The sequence below is a fragment of the Micromonospora sp. DSM 43699 genome (genome assembly GCF_055517075.1).
Genome location: NZ_JBTMMT010000032.1, coordinates 56,618 through 72,359, shown reverse-complemented (window position 1 = coordinate 72,359; position 15,742 = coordinate 56,618). Strand labels below are relative to the sequence as shown.

Genomic DNA, 15,742 nt, shown 5'->3' with positions numbered 1-15,742 from the left:
TACGTGGATGCCGGGGCGGCGGGAGGGGTCCGGTTCGCTCTTGCGGATGATCTCGCGGACCACCGGTGGGGTGTCGCCGCGGCCGAGGATCAGGTATCGGAGCAGGTGGGCGATGGGGTTTCCCTCGGACCACTCGAAGTGGGCGTGTGGCCGTACGCCGGTGCCGTCGCGCAGCGCCAGCAGGATCGCGGCGATCGCGTTCGGCACCGCCGGACTGCTGGCCCGCAGCACGCGGAACCCGCCCACCTCGACCCCGTGCACCCACAGCACCTGGCTGAACTCCGACGGATCCACCACGTCGATCTCCAGGAAGAGCACGTCGGAGGCGCCCGGCACCGGGTTCATGCTCCGTTGCGCCCGCTCCTTGACCCGGTACTCCTTGAGCGCACCGGTGGCCCGCTTGTGGGCGATCAGGTGCAGCCGGCCGTCGTGGGCCAACGACTCGGCGACGAACCGCCGGGCCGACTCGTCGAACTCGATCCGCTCGGCCCGCAGCTCGGTGGTCCGGGTGATCCGGGAGACCAGCGAGACCGCGACGATGCCGGCGATGAACAGCCCGGAGATGGCGATCCCGTCCGGCTTCTCGATCACGTTCTCGATCAGCGCGTAGAGCAGCACCGCGGTCAGCACCGTGAAGCCGACCGCGGCGGGCCGGTGGCGCGCCCGCGCCGTCGCGATGGTCACCGCCACCGCTCCGGAGACCATCATCGCCAGGATGCCGGTGGCGTACGCGCCGGCCTGGGCGTTGACGTCCGCCCGGAAGGCGACGGTGATGACGATGCTGATCAGGGTGTAGACCAGGACCACCGGCCGGACCGCCCGACCCCACTCCGGCGCCATCCCGTACGACGGCAGGTAGCGCGGGACGATGTTGATCAGGCCAGCCATCGCCGACGCACCGGCGAACCAGAGGATCAACACGCTGCTGATGTCGTAGACCGTGCCGAACCCCTCGCCGAGGTGGGCGTGGGCCAGCCAGGCCAGTGCCCGCCCGTTCGCCGCGCCACCCGGCTGGAACTCCCGGGGCGGGATCAGCACGGTGGTGACGAACGCGGTGGCCAGCAGGTACACCGACATGATCAGCGCGGCGGCGGTGAGCAGCCGGCGGGTGTTGCGGATCCGCGCCGCCAGCCGCTGCTCGCGGTCCGCGCCCGCCCCGCGGACCAGGGGCATCATGCTCACCCCGGTCTCGAAACCGGACAGGCCGAGGACCAGCAGCGGGAAGGCCAGCACCGCCGGGCCGAGCAGGTCGCCGACGCCGGCGCCCCCGGCGGTCAGGGTGGCCGTCCAGTTCCGCACCGTGCCCGGGTCGGCGGCGATCTCGGCCAGGCCGGCGGCCACGATCACCGCGTTGAGGCCGAGGAAGACCACCACCAGGGGTACGGCCACCAGCACCGCCTCGCTGAAGCCGAGCAGGAACACCCCGCCGAGGACGAGCAGCAGCGCCACAGTCACCAGCACGGCGACCCCGGTGCCGTGCGGTGCCGACGACGGCAGGTAGGGGTTCTCCAGCAGGTGCACCGTCGCGTCGGCGGCGGACAGCGTGATCGTGATGATCCACGAGGTGGCGACGAAACCGAGCAGCACCAGCACGAAGAGCTTGCCCCGCCAGAACGGCAGCAGCCGCTCCAGCATCGCCACCGAACCCTGCCCGTGCGGGCTCTCCCGGGCGACCCGCCGGTACATCGGCAGCATCCCGCACAGGGTGAGCGCCACGATCAGCAGGGTGGCCAGCGGGGAGAGCGCCCCGGCTGCCAGCGCCGCGATACCCGGCAGGTAGGACAGGGTCGAGAAGTAGTCGACCCCGGTCAGGCACATCACCTGCCACCAGGGGTGCCGCCGCTGGCTGCCCTCCTCGGTCTCGGGGCCGACCGGTTGCACCCGGTACGCGAAGAGCCACCGGCGCAGCGCGCCACCGGGCCGCGCCGGCCGGGCATGGCTCTCCACGCACTCCGGCAACCGCACCGGTCCCGGTCGGGTGCGCTCACCCTGCCCGGCGTCCCGGGCCTCGCGCAGCGCCCGCCCGTGACCCGACGGCGGGGCACTCCCCCGTCGTTCCCGGGTCCGCCGTTCCCGCGCGCCGTCCCGCCCGTCCGCCATCCCCCGACCGCCCTCGTAGCCCCTCTCCCGACGGTAGGCGCTGAACGTGGTCGCCCCGGCCGGAACACGGGAAGCCAGACGCCCGCCCCCGGCGGAACGGTCGGTCGGGAAGCGGGCAGCGCGGGCCGTCAGGTGGGGCGGGGGCCGTCCGGCGGTGTGGTGGGCAGGGCCGCCAGCAGGGCATCGGGGTCGGCAACCGTCACCGTGGCCGCCGGATGGCGCAGCCACCGGCCGGGGGCCAGCCCCGGCACCGGCGAGCCGAAACGCAGGCACACCCCGGCCGTGGTGTCGGTCCCGAAGGTCACCCCACGATCGGCAAGCGACAGGTGCGGCCCGACCACCCGCCACCAGCGGTACGGCCCACCGGGCTGGACACCGACCACGTTCGTCCGCGCGGTACGCAGCCGCCAGGGGCCGAACCGGATCGCCACCGTCTCGTCGTCGACCACCACGGCGCAGGTCTGCGGCCGGATGCCGAGCAGCGCCAGCGGCACCCGGAACGTCGGGTCGAACCGGAACGCGAACCGGTGTACGGGCATGACCGCCGGGTACCCGGAGCGCGCCGCGCGACACCCGCCCGGACGAACGACGCCTGTGGGTCATGGCGCGGGTCGGTGCCGACGGCGTCGAACGCCCCGGACGGGCCGGTGCCCGGACGGGCCACGTACCCGATCCGACCGGGTGCCGGTGGGACGCGGTATCAGGTCAGGGCGCGGGTCCAGTCGTCGACGTGTGCGCTCAGGTGATCGGCGACCGACCGCCAGTAGGGGCCGTCCTCGGCGTGGATCCGGGCCCAGGGCTGCACCCCACGCCGGGCACCGTCACGCAGCAGGTCGTACATGGCGCGGGCGCGGGGGCCGAGGGTCGCGGCGAGCGCGGGACGCTCCGCCGCCGGCAGGCCGTACCCGTCGACCAGGACGCGCAGCCGGTGGGCCGACTCCGGCACCGGCCGGTCGGGGCGCATCCCGGTCATCGCCTGGGCGGCGTACGCCAGCTCCCACCGGCGGGTGCCGGGGCCGGCGCCGTCCCAGTCGATCAACACCCAGCCGCGCGGAGCCCGGACCAGGTTCCACGGTGCCGCGTCGTGGTGGCAGAGCAGGTCCGTGCCGTCGGGGCGGATCGGCACCTGCCAGCGGGCCGACATCGGGGGCACGAAGTCCACGACCGCGTGGTGCAGGTCGGCCAGCAGCCGGCCGATCGAGGCCAGCTCCGCCGTCGGGTACAGGCCGGAGGGGTGACCAAGCTCCCCCGGCACGTACTCCAGCACCTGGCGGCCCTGGTCGTCGCGACCCAGCGGGCGGGGCGCACCGTCGAAGCCGACGTCGTGCAGGTGGGTCAGCAGGGCGTCGACGGCATCGGTCCACGGGCCGACCGGCCGGCGGACGGTGTCACCGACCCGGACCACGCCGGTGGTGACGTTGCCGGGCAGCGGCTGTTCGTCGGGGCGCATCCCGCCATCCTGGCCGAACGGACGCGTCCCCGCGCGCCGGTTTCCCGGCGCGCGGGGACCCCCCCCCGTCCCGGCTGCTACTGCAGGAACGCCCCCAGCGGTGACAGCAGCAGCCGGCCGAGCGCCGCGGCATTGTCGTCCAGCCGGGTGCGCTCGCCGTCTCGGGCCTGCGGGTCGTGCCGGCAACGCCAGATCTTCTGCGCGTTACGCCAGGCCACGTCCCTGGTGTACTCGACCAGTTCGCCCTGGTACCAGTCGTCGATGTCGCCGTTGAGCATGTCGAGCAGCAGTTGCCACCGCTCCAGGTAGCCCCGCCGCAGCGACGGGATCTTGTCGGCGAAGATGTCGTTGATCTTCAGGTAGTCGCGGTGCTGCTCGGTGCCGTCCACCGGCTCGGACTCCAGGTGGTCGAACGTGGTCACCAGGGCGAACGGCAGGTCGAAGTTGATGTGCGCGTTCACCCCCGCCGCCGCCGACGGCAACGGCCGGGCGTCCGGGCCGCGCATCCGCTTGAACAGGCAGGACCAGGCGCGCGGGGTGGTCGGGCTCGACTCGGTCCACAACCGCATCGCGTCGAAGTAGCGGGCGGCGAACTCCACGTCCAGCCGGGACAGGAACACCGGGTCGGCGAAGTAGTCGTCGTAGAGCCCCTCCAACACCCGGCTGGTGATGGTCAGGTAGAGCCGGTTGAAGTCGGCCAGCGGGCAGCTCTGCTGCAGCGGTGGCAGCCGGACCAGCAGGTCCTGGAGCTTGGTCAGGTGGTCGACCACCGCCGGCACGTCCTCCGGGTGGTCGGCGAGCAGGTCGACGATATCCGCGTGGACGGGGCCCCAGACCGGTTCCCTCATGTCTCCTCCACAGTGGTCGGGGCAGCGCCGCGCCGTCGTTGTCGATAGACAGCCTGTCAGCGTCGGTGTGGCACCGGATCAGTAGAACGACGTATTCGCCGCCGCGCCTGACGTACGCTCACTCGCCCCGGTTACGCAGGTGGATGGCGCTGGCCTGGACCCGGGTCCGGACCTGGAGCTTGTCGAAGATGTGCGACACGTGTACGCCGATGGTCCGTTCACTGATGAACAACAGCTGGCCGATCTCCCGGTTGGTCAGCCCTTCGGCCACCGCGGCGAGCACCTCACGTTCCCGCGCGGTCAGCATCGCCAGTTCGTCCACGTCCGGGCCGACGGGGGCGGCGGCCCGGTCCGCCCCGACCGGGCGGGCCGGTCCTGCCTCCGCTGAGCGCCCGTTGCCCGCCCGGGAACGCGGGACGCGGGCCGGCCGCGCGGGCGGGGTGCGATCGGTCAACTCCACCCGGGCCCGTCCGGCCAGCGTCCTGATCTCGCTGGTCAGTGGCACCGCACCCAGGCTCGACGCCATCTCGTGCGCCTCCCGCAGCAGGGTGCCCACCGTACTGCGGCGGCCACGGCGGGCCAGCAACGCCTCGGCCTGGCGCAGCCGCGAGTAGGCCGCCGGATAGGGGTGGTGCCGCCTGTCCCACTGGATCGCAGACCGGGCCCAGGCGTCCGGGTCGCCCCGACCGTCGAGCCGGGTCAACTCGGCCCGGCTCAGCGCCAGGAAGCCCTCGGCGTTGAGCCGGACCGGCCCGGCCGCCGTCGCGCCCTTGCTGGCCACCCGCTCGAGCGCGTCGCGCAGCCGGCGGACCGCCGTGGGGTCCACCGCGACGGTACGACTGGCGTGCGCCTCGGCCTCGGCCCGCAGCCCGTGCCAGGCCAGCGTGCCCAGCAGCACCACGTCGTCGGAGCGGCTCTCGGTCAGGCCCCGCTGTACCGCCTGCCGGGCCACGTCGTGCCGGCCCTGCCACATCGCCAGTCCGGCGCGCAGGATCAGCATCGGCAGCACGTGTCGGGGTGCGCCACCACCGGCGAGCATGGTCGCCACCGCCTCCAGGTCCCGGTCGGACGCCTCGACGTCGCCGTATCCGACGGAGAGCCGGCAGCGGGCCAGCAGCAGCTCCACCGCGTCGGCGCCGGACGGGCGGTGCCGCAGTGCCGCCGCGACCACCTTCTCCGCCTCCGCCCACTGCCCGACCCGGAACAGCCCGTTGGTGGCGATGGCCAGCAGCCGGGTCTCGTAGGTACGGCCCAACCCCAGCTCGGCGACCCGTTCGGCACCCCGGCGGGCCACCACCACCCCCTCCTCCAGGATGTTCAGCGGCCCGGTCATCAGCTCCGCCAGATGCAGGTACGCGCAGGCCACGTCCTCCGGGCCACCGGAACGCTCGGCGGTCTCCAGGGCCCGGCGGACCACGGCCAGGCCCGCGTCCGGGTCCTCCAGGAACGCCTCGCTGAAGCCCAGCGCGGAGCTGGCCAGCACCACTTCGGTGGTGCTGCCGTCGACCGTCGCGGCCAGGTCCAGCGCCTCCCGGGCGCGCTGCCCGGCGTCGGCGTACCGGCCCAGGTGCAGCAACAGCTCCGCCAGCCGGGCGGCGGCGGTGGCCCGTTCCCGGCTGGTGCAGTCGGCGGCTTCCAGCACGCTGCGGTATTCCGCCTCGGCGGGGGCGGACCGGCCCGCCGCAGCGAGGTAGCGGGCCCGTTGGATGCGCCACCCGCAGGACGGATCGAGCGGCTCGCCTCCGGTCAGTTCGGCCAGCAGGGACAGGGCACGGGCGTGCTCACCGCTCTGGTGGGCGGTCTCGGCGGCGCGTTCCAGCAGCGCCGCCCGGTCCACCTCCGGCGGTACGCCCGCCGGGCCACGGGCCGGGGTCGCGGCCAGTTGCAAGGCCACCGACCAGTGCCGATGTGCCTCGGCGAAGCCGTGCAGCCGTTCGGCCTCCCTGGCGGCGGCCATCGCCGCCGGCAGGGCCCGCCCCGGTTCGCCGGCCAACCGCCAGTGGTGCGCCAGGCGAGCCTGGTGCAGCTGCGCCGGGGCCCGGGTGAGCGCCTCGGCGTAGCGGCGGTGCAGGCCGGCGCGCTCCGCCGGGAGCAGTTCGTGGGCGAGCACCTCGGCGACCAGCCGGTGTCGTAACCGGTAACCGTCGTCCGCGCCGACCAGCAGCCGGTGGGCCACCGCCTCCCGAAGTGCCTCGATCAGCTCCGCCTCGGGCAGGCCGAGCACCTCGGCGAGCAACCAGTGCTCGACCGGTTCGACACCGACGGCCACCGCGTGCACCGCCGCATGCGCGGGCCGGGGCAACGCGTCCACCCGGGACAGGAAGATCTCACGCAGCGTGTCGGACAGCCCGTCGCGGCCGTCGCGCAGGTCACGGGCGAGTTCCTCGACCACGAACGGGTTGCCGCCACTGCGCTGCCAGATCTGGTCGGCGGCCTCCGACGTCAGCGGCGTACCGACGATCTCGGCGGCCAACAGGTCGGTGTCGGCCCGGTCGAGCGGGGCCAGATCGAGCACCTGCACCGACCGTAGCCGGCGCAGCTCGGTGAGCACCCGACGCAGCGGGTGGGCACCCTGCAGGGACTCGGCCCGGACCGCCGCCAGCACCGACAGTTGCAGGTCACCCAGGCCGGCGAGCAGATAGAGCAGCAGTTGCCGGGTGGTCCGGTCCACCCACTGGAGATCGTCGAGGACGAGCACCAACGGGCGCCCCTCGGCGATCATGCCCAGCCCCCGGGAGACCCGCTCCAGCAGCGCCCCGGCGCTGTCCGCGCCCGCGGTCTCCTCGACGAAGGTACGTAACAGGCTGCGCACCGCCGACGAGGTCCGGGCCTGACCGGTGGCGAGGTCGGCGTCGTAGCGGCGCAGCGCCTGGAGCACCGGGTGCAGTGGGGAGGCGTCGCCGATGTCCAGGCAGGAGCCGGTGAGCACCACCGCCCCGGCGGCCCGCAGCCGTGCCGCGGCCTCGCTGAGCAGCCGGGTCTTGCCCACCCCGCTCTCACCGGTGACGAAGACCGCGGCGGTCTGCCCGGGGTCGATGTCGTGGTGGAGCGCGGCGCACAGCACCGTCAGCTGGTCGGCGCGGCCGACGAGCGGTGCGTCCACATCGCTGACCATGCCCGCAGCCTAGTCACAGGTCCCCGCACCCTTCTACGGGCTTAATACGTCACCGGTACCTCTCGCGTCGACATTGCGACTAAAGGTGGCGCCCGGCCGACATACGTCGTTCGGCAGATCCCCCGTCGGTCCGGTGGTGGGAGTCTCCGAACGTCGGAGACACCACTGCGGGGGAAGGGTGGGTGGGATGCCACTGTCCACGGTCGGCACCGGTCGGAAAGACGTCACCACGACGCCCTGGCCGGTGCCGCAGGAACGACGCACGCTGACCGTGCTCTTCGCCGACATCGTCGGCTCGACCGCACTGACCGAACGGCTCGACCCGGAGGACGTCCGGGCGGTGCAGTTCGCCTACTTCGACATCGTGGCGGGGGTACTACGCCGCTGGCAGGGCACGGTGGAGAAGTACGTCGGCGACGCGGTGATGGCGTTGTTCGGGGCACGTACCTCCGACGGGCTGGACGGCTACCGGGCCGTGCGGGCCGCCCTGGAGATCCAGGCCGCGCTGGAGCGGCGGGTGTTGCCCGGCGGGGTCACGCTGCGGGTCCGGGTCGGCGTCGCCACCGGTGAGGCGGTGGTCGACCTGGCCGCCGTCCGCGACGGCGGCCACGGCATGGCCTCCGGCGCGGTCCTCACCACCGCCGCCCGTATCCAGGAGTACGCCCCGGCGGGTGGGGTGGTCGTCTGCGCCGCCACCCACCGGGCCACCGCCGGCCTGGTCGACCAGCACGCCCTCGCCCCGGCCAGCCTCACCGGCAAGGCGTTGCCTGTCGACGTCTGGCGGGTCACCCGCACGACACATCCGCGCCCGACCCACCACCACGGCCCGCTGATCGGCCGACGCCGAGAGGTCGCCACCGCGCACGACCAGCTCACCCGGGCGGCCCGGGAACACCGTCCACGGTGGGTGGCCCTGGTCGGCCCGGACGGCATCGGTCGCAGCCGGCTGCTGGCCGAGCTACGCCACCGGCTACCGGAGGTCGACGGCACACCGGTGCGCTGGGCGGTGGCGCACTGCCCGCCGTACCCGGAGCGGGTGTACGGGCCGGTCGCGGAGTTGCTGCGGGACGTGGCGGGACTGGCCGCCACCGACCCGGCGGAGGCGGTCCACGCCCGGCTGGCCGCCCTGGTCGACGGTCTGGTCCCACCACACCAGCTCGCGGCGACGGTGGCGGCGCTGGCCGCGCTGCTGGCCGCCCCGGACCGCTCGGCGGTCACCGGTGCGGCGTCGGTGCGCCGGGTACTGCTCGCTTTGGCGGCCCGCCGCCCGGTGGTGGTCGGCGTGGACGACCTGGACCGGGCCGCCCCCGAACTGGGGCACTTCCTGCACTCGCTGTTCGCCGCCGCGACCGCCCGGGGGCTGCCGTTGGCGGTGCTGGCCACCCACCGGCCGGACCACACGGACCCGCTGCCCGTGCCGGCGCACCACCACCCGGTGAAGCTGCCGCCGTTGAGCACCATCCACACCGGCCGGTTGCTGCGCCGCCTGCTCGCCCACGCCGGCCAGCCGGTGGCGGACGTCGCCCGGCTGGTGCCACTGGTCGCCGGCCGCCCCGGCTACGCCACCGCCTACGTCGACGCCGCACCGCGGCCCGACGGCGACGCCGCACCGCGGCCCGACGGCGACGCGACGACGCGGACCACGTCGCACCGGTCGGCCGAGCCGGCGCTGCCCGAGTCGCTCCGCCGGCGCGCCGCCGCGCGGCTGGACCGGTGCGACGGCCCGCACCGGGCGGTACTGATGGCCGCCGCGACGATCGACGGTGAATTCACCGCGTCGACCGTGGCCGGGCTGCTCGACTGGACACCCGGACGGACGGCGGACGCCCTGCGCCGGCTCACCTGCGCCGGTCTGGTCCAGCCCGGTCCGCGTGGCGGGCACGTCATCGCCGACCCGGCCCTGCGCCGCTGCGCGTACGACCGGCTGCCCCGGACGTTGCGCGCCGACTTCGCCCGACGCACCGGGTCCACCCGCCCGGCCGCTCCCACCCGGCAGGTCGAGCCCGGCCGGCAGGTCGAGCCCGTCCGTCGGGCTGGGAGCGGCCAGCCGGCCCGGACCGGCCGGTCGACCATGTCCATCCGGCCGACAGGGGCGACCGTGACCACGGCCCCCGAACCGCAACCGGCCACGGGCAGTGCGGCGAGCGGCCGGGGACCGGATCTCAGGCGGAACGGTCCGGGTCCGGCTTCCGGAGCCGGGCGGACCCGGGTCGGGCCGACGCCGGTCGACCGGCGGGCGGGGGCGTTCGACGGCCACGGTCCACGGCCGGTCGACACCGACGTCCCTCGCACGGGAGCCACCGTCGTGCCGCTGCCGTCCCCTGGCGTCGCTGTTCCGACGTCCCGCAGGGCCGCTGTTCCGACCGGTGCCCGGCCGGGGACCGGTGGCCGGCGACGACGTGGGGAGGGGATGCCGCACCCCGCCGTACCGTTACCGGCACGGGCCGCCTGACGGTCGGCCCGCCCACCGCATCCTGTGGAGCAGGCGCCGCGCGCCGGGCACGGCGTCGTGCTGCCGTTCGCGTCCCGCCGGCCGACGCGTGCCAGCCGACCGACGCCTACCAGCCGGTCGACGCGTCCCAGCCGCCGTCCGTCAGCGGGCCGCGCCGGTGGCCGGTGAGGACAGGTCGGCGCGCATGGCGCGTACCGCCTCGCCAGCGTAGAGGCACGCGGCCCGGTGGCCCGGGGTCACCTCGATGGCGGGCGGATCGGTCTCGGCGCAGGCGGGACGGGCCTGCGGGCAGCGGGTCCGGAACCGACAGCCGCTCGGCGGGTCGGTCGGGCTGGGCAGCTCACCGCTGAGGATGATCCGCCGCCGGTCGCGCTCCACCCGGGGGTCGGCCACCGGGATCGCCGACAGCAACGCCGCCGTGTACGGGTGGGCCGGCTCCCGCCAGAGCTGCGCCGGGGTGCCCGTCTCCACGATCCGCCCCAGGTACATCACCGCGATCCGGTCACTCAGGTGCTCCACCGCGGCCAGGTCGTGCGCGATGAACAGGTAGGTCAGCCCGAGGTCCCGTTGCAGCCGGCGCAGCAGGTTCATGATCTGCGCCTGCACGCTCAGGTCGAGCGACGCGATCGGTTCGTCGAGGACGATCAGCTCGGGCTCACCGGCCAGCGCGCGGGCGATCCCCACCCGCTGGCGTTGGCCGCCGGAGAGCTCGTGCGGGTGCCGACCGGCCAGCTCCGGTCGCAGGCCCACCAGGTCGAGCAGCTCGGCGACCCGACGTCGGCGGGCCTCGGCGGAACCCGCCAGCCGGTGCACGACGAGCGGTTCGGCGATACTCGCGCCGACGGTACGCCGCGGGTCGAGCGACGCCTGTGGGTCCTGGAACACCATGGCCACCCGCCGGCGCAGCCCGCGCAGCCGACGACGTGACCAGCCGGTGACGTCCTGTCCGCCGACGGTGATCCGGCCGGCGGTCGGATCGACAAGTCGCAGCAGCGCCAGCCCGGTGGTCGACTTGCCGCTGCCGGACTCCCCCACCAGGCCCAGGGTCTCGCCCGCCCGCACGGTCAGCGACACCCCGTCCACCGCGCGCACCGGCGGGCCGCCGGGGCTGGGAAACCAGACCGTGAGGTCGTCGAGTTCGGCGACGGTTCCCGTACTCATCGGTCCTCCGGGGTGGGCTGGTGGCGGTCCTCGCCGGCGGGCGGGTCACCGGCGGGCCGGCCGTCGGTGGGACGGTGCTCGCCGATGGCGGGATGTTCGCCGATGGCGGGATGTTCGCCGATGGCGGGATAGAAGGTGCGGACCCGGTGGTCAGGCGCGATCGGGGTCAGCGGTGGCAGCTCGTGCGCGCAGCGGGCGTCGCCGCGTACCGGGCAGCGGGGCCAGAACGCGCAGCCCGCCGGCAGGTCGAGCGGGCTCGGCGGGGCGCCGGGGATCGCCGCCAGCTCCTCCCCGGCCGCGCCGGGCCGGGGCCGGGCGGCCAGCAGGGCCCGGGTGTACGGGTGCCCCGGCGTGACGAAGACCGCGTCGACCGGCCCCTGCTCGACGATCCGCCCGCCGTACATCACCGCGACGGTGTCGGCGATCCCGGCCACCACGCCGAGGTCGTGGGTGATCCAGACGACCGCCATGCCGAGTCGGCGACGCAGGTCGGCCACGAGTTCGACGATCTGCGCCTGGGTGGTGACGTCCAACGCGGTGGTCGGTTCGTCGGCGATCAGCAGTTCCGGCTCGCAGGCCAGCGCCATCGCGATGACGACGCGTTGGCGCATCCCGCCGGAGAACTGGTGCGGGTGGGCGTCCACCCGGCGGTCGGGTGCCGGGATGCCGACCAGGTCGAGCAGCTCGACGGCGCGGGACCGGGCCTGCCGCCGGTTCATCCCGAGGTGTTCCTCGCACGCCTCGGCGACCTGGCGACCGACGGTCAGCACCGGGTTGAGGGTGGTCATCGGGTCCTGGAAGACGAACCCGACGTGTCGGCCCCGCCACCGCCGACGGTCCGCCTCGGACATGGCGGTCAACTCCCGGCCGAGCAGCCGGACCCGGCCGGTGACCGTGGCCGAGCGCGGTGCCAGGCCGGTGGCGGCGAGCACGGTCATGCTCTTGCCGCTGCCGGACTCGCCGACCAGGGCGAGGGTCCGGCCGGGGGCCACCGACCAGTCGACCCCGGCGACCGCCCGCGCCGGGCCGTTGCGGGTGCCGAGGGTGACCGTCAGGTCGGCGATGTCCAGCACCGGTCCGCCACCGGATGCCGCACCCGCGACCCGGGGCGACGGTACGACGTGCTCGCTCATCGGGTGCTCCTCCGGGCCTCGCTGACGGTGAGCTGGCGCGGGTCGAGCACGTCCCGCAGCGCGTCACCGACCAGGTTGAAGGCGAGCACGGTCAGGAAGATCGCCGCACCGGGGAAGAACCCCAGCCACCAGGCGTCGGTGACGAACCCGCGCCCGTCGTAGAGCATCCGGCCCCAGGCCGGCGCGGGTGGCTGGACGCCCAACCCGAGGAAGGACAGCGCCGCCTCGGACAGGATCGCGAAGGCCAGCGACAGCGAGGTCTGGACGATCAGCGGGGCGGCGATGTTGGGCAGCACGTGCCGGCGCAGGATGCGCAGGTCGGAGGTGCCGATGGAGACGGCGGCCCGGACGAAGACCTGTTCCCGGACGGCGAGCACGCTGGCCCGGGTGACCCGGGCGAAGATCGGGGTGTAGACCACCCCGATGGCGACCATGGCGGTGACCAGCCCCGGGCCGAGCACCGCGACGATCGCCACGGCGAGCAGCAGCACCGGGAACGCGAAGAGCACGTCCATGCCGCGCATCAGGATGTTGTCCGCCCAGCCGCCGTACCAGCCGGCGAGCAGGCCGACGGTGACCCCGACGGCCAGCGCGATGCCGACGCTGACCAGGCCCACCTGCAACGACACCCGGGCCGCCACCAGCACCCGGCTGAGCACGTCACGGCCCAACTCGTCGGTGCCGAACGGGTGTGCGCCGCTGGGTGGGCGGAGCATCTGGTCGACGTCCACGTCGTTGGTGCCGGCCGGCGCGAGCCACTGCCCGGCCAGCCCGACGACCAGCAGCACCAGCAGGACCACCGTACCGGCGACGGCCGGCGGGTCGTGCCGCAGCGCGGTCAGCGTCCGCCGCAGGGTGCCCGCCTCGGCGGCCCGCCGGGGCGGGTGCTCGTCGGTCGGCGGAGGGTCGACGCGCGGCGGCGGGTGCGGCGTGCTGGCGGCGGTCGACGTCCGGTCTCCAGGCGTGCTCATCGCAGCCTGATCCTCGGGTCGAGGCGGGCGTAGAGGACGTCCACCAGCAGGTTCATCAGCAGGAAGAGGCTGGCCACGAAGAGCACCGCACCCTGGAGCACCGGGTAGTCCCGGGCCTGGACGGCGTCGTAGGTGAGCCGGCCGACGCCGGGCCAGGCGAACAGCACCTCGATCACGATCACCCCGCCGACCAGGCTGGCCAGCTGCACCGCCACCACGGTGACCACCGGGATCAGCGCGTTGCGCAGTACGTGCCGGACCACCACCACCCGGCGGCGCAACCCCTTGGCCTCGGCGGTGCGGACGTAGTCCTCGGCGAGCACTTCGAGCACCGAGGAGCGGATGAACCGGGTGAGGATGGAGGCGGTGACCAGCCCGACGGCGGCGGCGGGCAGCGCCACGTGGGACGCCCAGCCGGCCGGGTCGTCGGTGAGCGCCACGTAGCCCGACGGTGGTAGCCAGCCGAGCACCCCGGCGAAGAGCAGGATGCCCATGATGCCCATCCAGAAATCCGGGACGGAGACCCCGAACTGGCTGAACACCCGGGCGGCGTGGTCGACGAACGAGCCGCTGCGCACCGCGGAGAGCACCCCGAGCGGGAAGGCGACGAGCAGGGCGAGCAGCACCGCGGTCACCGCCAGTGACAGGGTCGCGGGAAGCCGTTCCAGCACGATCGAGGTGACCGGCTGCCCGCTGCGGAAGCTGACCCCCAGGTCACCGGTGAGCGCGTGCCCGACATAGCTGAGGTACTGCACCACCAGCGGCCGGTCCAGCCCCGCGCGCTCCCGCAGCGCGTCGTAGGTCTGCTGGTCGAAGCGGGTGCCGAGGGAGACCCGGACCGGGTCGCCGGGGACCAGTTGCAGCAGCAGGAAGACCACCAGGGTCACCCCGAGCAGGACGACGACAGACTGGAGCAGCCGTCGCAGGACGAAGCGTCCCATGCCGCCCCCTCAGCGAGCCAGGGCGACGTCGCGGAACCGGATCGCCCGGTCGGTGCGGACCTGGTAGCCGGTGACCTTCTTGGACCAGCCCTGCACCACGTCCGGGTTGTAGAGGTAGATGTAGCTGGCGTCGTCGACGATCTGCTTCGCCGCCCGCTCGTACGTCTGCTTGCGGACCCCCTCGTCGGTCTGGATGCGGGCCTGGTCGAGCAGGGTGTCCACGGCGGAATTGCTGTACTTGTGGAAGTTGAACGTGCCGCCGGTGCGGTGCTGGGCGTAGTAGAACTCGTCCGGGTCGATGTTGCCCAGCCAGCCGAGCAGGAACCCGCCGAAGTTCCCCTTGCCCTGCTCGTCGAGCCACTGGGCGAAGTCGAGGGTACGGATCTTCACGGTGATCCCGACGTCCTTCAACTGGGCGGCGATCACCTGGGCGGCGGTGACCGTCTCCGGGTATTCGCTCGTCACCATCAGGTCCATGGTGAGGCCCTTGACACCGGCCTGGCCGAGCAGTTGCCGGGCCTGGTCCGGGTCGTGCCGGTACGGCGAGTAGTCGTAGTACCAGGAGCTGCCCTTGGGGATGGCTGTCTGGTTTGCGGTGGCCTGCCCGAACTTGGCGGCCTTGGTGATCGCCTCCCGGTCCAGCGCGAACGCGACGGCCCGCCGGACGTTCACGTCGTCGTACGGCTTGCGCCCCTCGTTGAGGGCCAGGTACCAGTAGTCGGTCGAGGGGGTGGTGGACACCGCCACCTCACCGGCCTCCTTGAGCGCCGGCACCTGCTGCGGCGGCAGGTTGTCGGTCCACTGCACCTCGCCGCCGCGCAGGTTCTGCAGGGCCACCGTCGGGTCCTTGACGAAGGTGAAGGTGACCCCGTCGAGCTTGGGCTTCGCCCCCCAGTAGGCGTCGTTGCGGGTCAGCTTGATGTTGTCGCCGGAGGTGTAGCCGGCCACCGTGAACGGGCCGCTGCCCACCGGCCTGGTCTTGATCGCGCCGGACTCCACGTTGGACTTCTCGACGATGGCGACGCCCTTGAAGCCGCCGAGGTTGGCCAGCAGGTTGGGCGTCGGCGCGGTCAGCGTGACCACCACCGTGGCCGGGTCGGGCGCGGTCACCGACTTGACGGTGGCGAACTTGTACGACGCGTTCAGCTTCTCCTTGATGATCCGCTGATACGAGTAGACGACGTCCTCCGAGGTCAACGGCGACCCGTCGGAGAACTTCACCCCCTCGCGGAGAGTGAACGTCCAGCTGAGCTGGTCGCTGCTGGTGGTCCACTTCGTGGCCAGCGCCGGGCCCATCTTCAGGTCGGCGTCCGGCTCGACGAGGGTGTCGTAGACGTTCTCCAGCACCTCGAAGCTGTAGTAGGCCGAGGTCTTGTGCGGATCGAGCTGGTCCGGTTCGCCGCCGATGGCGGCGGTGAGCGTGCCGCCGGCCGACCCACCGGCGGTGGAGCCGCCACCGTCGACGTCGACGCTCTCGCCCGCGCTGCACCCGGCCAGGCCGGTCAGGACGACGGCGAGTGCTCCCGCGGCGATCCTCGATCTGGTCATGGACACGGTCATCCTCCGTCGCC

At 73.8% G+C, this 15,742-nt stretch carries 10 protein-coding genes and 1 pseudogene; 1 reads left to right on the top strand and 10 read right to left on the bottom strand.

Annotation, left to right across the window (positions count from 1 at the left end):
- From AC0AIB_RS17475 to AC0AIB_RS17455, 5 genes are all read right to left on the bottom strand, one after another.
- Nucleotides 1-2,100 (bottom strand): APC family permease (locus tag AC0AIB_RS17475; RefSeq protein WP_465097070.1); only part of this gene is annotated, 2,100 nt, incomplete at its 3' end.
- A gap of 128 nt (nt 2,101-2,228) precedes the next feature.
- Entirely contained in the window at nt 2,229-2,639 is a 411-nt protein-coding gene (locus AC0AIB_RS17470) for a hypothetical protein (protein WP_328347525.1), read from the bottom strand.
- A gap of 161 nt (nt 2,640-2,800) precedes the next feature.
- The gene (locus tag AC0AIB_RS17465) at nt 2,801-3,550 is read right to left on the bottom strand and encodes a phosphotransferase (RefSeq protein ID WP_328347527.1); all 750 of its coding nucleotides are present in this window, start codon (nt 3,548-3,550) and stop codon (nt 2,801-2,803) included.
- A 77-nt stretch (nt 3,551-3,627) separates the two neighbouring features.
- Entirely contained in the window at nt 3,628-4,398 is a 771-nt protein-coding gene (locus AC0AIB_RS17460) for a DUF5995 family protein (RefSeq protein WP_328347529.1), read from the bottom strand.
- A gap of 118 nt (nt 4,399-4,516) precedes the next feature.
- Entirely contained in the window at nt 4,517-7,513 is a 2,997-nt protein-coding gene (locus AC0AIB_RS17455) for a helix-turn-helix transcriptional regulator (protein ID WP_328347531.1), read from the bottom strand.
- Between the two features lie 187 nt (nt 7,514-7,700).
- Between AC0AIB_RS17455 and AC0AIB_RS17450 the strand changes: the two genes are divergently transcribed.
- Nucleotides 7,701-9,965, top strand: coding sequence for an AAA family ATPase (locus AC0AIB_RS17450; protein WP_465097069.1), 2,265 nt, complete (start codon nt 7,701-7,703; stop codon nt 9,963-9,965).
- Nucleotides 9,966-10,106: 141 nt separating this feature from the next.
- On the opposite strand, the gene AC0AIB_RS17445 is transcribed toward AC0AIB_RS17450, so the two are convergent.
- The 5 genes and pseudogenes from AC0AIB_RS17445 to AC0AIB_RS17425 form a co-directional block, all read right to left on the bottom strand.
- Nucleotides 10,107-11,126 (bottom strand): ABC transporter ATP-binding protein, encoded by a 1,020-nt coding sequence (locus tag AC0AIB_RS17445; protein WP_328347535.1) that lies wholly within the window; start codon nt 11,124-11,126, stop codon nt 10,107-10,109.
- A gap of 125 nt (nt 11,127-11,251) precedes the next feature.
- Nucleotides 11,252-12,259 (bottom strand): annotated as a pseudogene (locus AC0AIB_RS17440) (ABC transporter ATP-binding protein); the annotation flags it as partial.
- On the bottom strand, nt 12,256-13,230 hold the full coding sequence (locus tag AC0AIB_RS17435) for an ABC transporter permease (RefSeq protein WP_328347537.1): 975 nt from the start codon (nt 13,228-13,230) through the stop codon (nt 12,256-12,258). The pseudogene AC0AIB_RS17440 and the gene AC0AIB_RS17435, both read right to left, overlap by 4 nt.
- Nucleotides 13,227-14,171 (bottom strand): ABC transporter permease, encoded by a 945-nt coding sequence (locus tag AC0AIB_RS17430; protein ID WP_328347538.1) that lies wholly within the window; start codon nt 14,169-14,171, stop codon nt 13,227-13,229. Before AC0AIB_RS17430 ends, AC0AIB_RS17435 begins: the two co-directional genes overlap by 4 nt.
- A gap of 9 nt (nt 14,172-14,180) precedes the next feature.
- Entirely contained in the window at nt 14,181-15,725 is a 1,545-nt protein-coding gene (locus tag AC0AIB_RS17425) for an ABC transporter substrate-binding protein (RefSeq protein WP_465097068.1), read from the bottom strand.
- Nucleotides 15,726-15,742: the final 17 nt, after the last annotated feature.

Bases quoted from the DNA above. Each gene is read 5' to 3' on its own strand.
- AC0AIB_RS17470 (WP_328347525.1), bottom strand. From the start codon at position 2,639: ATGCCCGTACACCGGTTCGCGTTCCGGTTCGACCCGACGTTCCGGGTG.
- AC0AIB_RS17465 (WP_328347527.1), bottom strand. From the start codon at position 3,550: ATGCGCCCCGACGAACAGCCGCTGCCCGGCAACGTCACCACCGGCGTG.
- AC0AIB_RS17460 (WP_328347529.1), bottom strand. From the start codon at position 4,398: ATGAGGGAACCGGTCTGGGGCCCCGTCCACGCGGATATCGTCGACCTG.
- AC0AIB_RS17455 (WP_328347531.1), bottom strand. From the start codon at position 7,513: ATGGTCAGCGATGTGGACGCACCGCTCGTCGGCCGCGCCGACCAGCTG.
- AC0AIB_RS17450 (WP_465097069.1), top strand. From the start codon at position 7,701: ATGCCACTGTCCACGGTCGGCACCGGTCGGAAAGACGTCACCACGACG.
- AC0AIB_RS17445 (WP_328347535.1), bottom strand. From the start codon at position 11,126: ATGAGTACGGGAACCGTCGCCGAACTCGACGACCTCACGGTCTGGTTT.
- AC0AIB_RS17435 (WP_328347537.1), bottom strand. From the start codon at position 13,230: ATGAGCACGCCTGGAGACCGGACGTCGACCGCCGCCAGCACGCCGCAC.
- AC0AIB_RS17430 (WP_328347538.1), bottom strand. From the start codon at position 14,171: ATGGGACGCTTCGTCCTGCGACGGCTGCTCCAGTCTGTCGTCGTCCTG.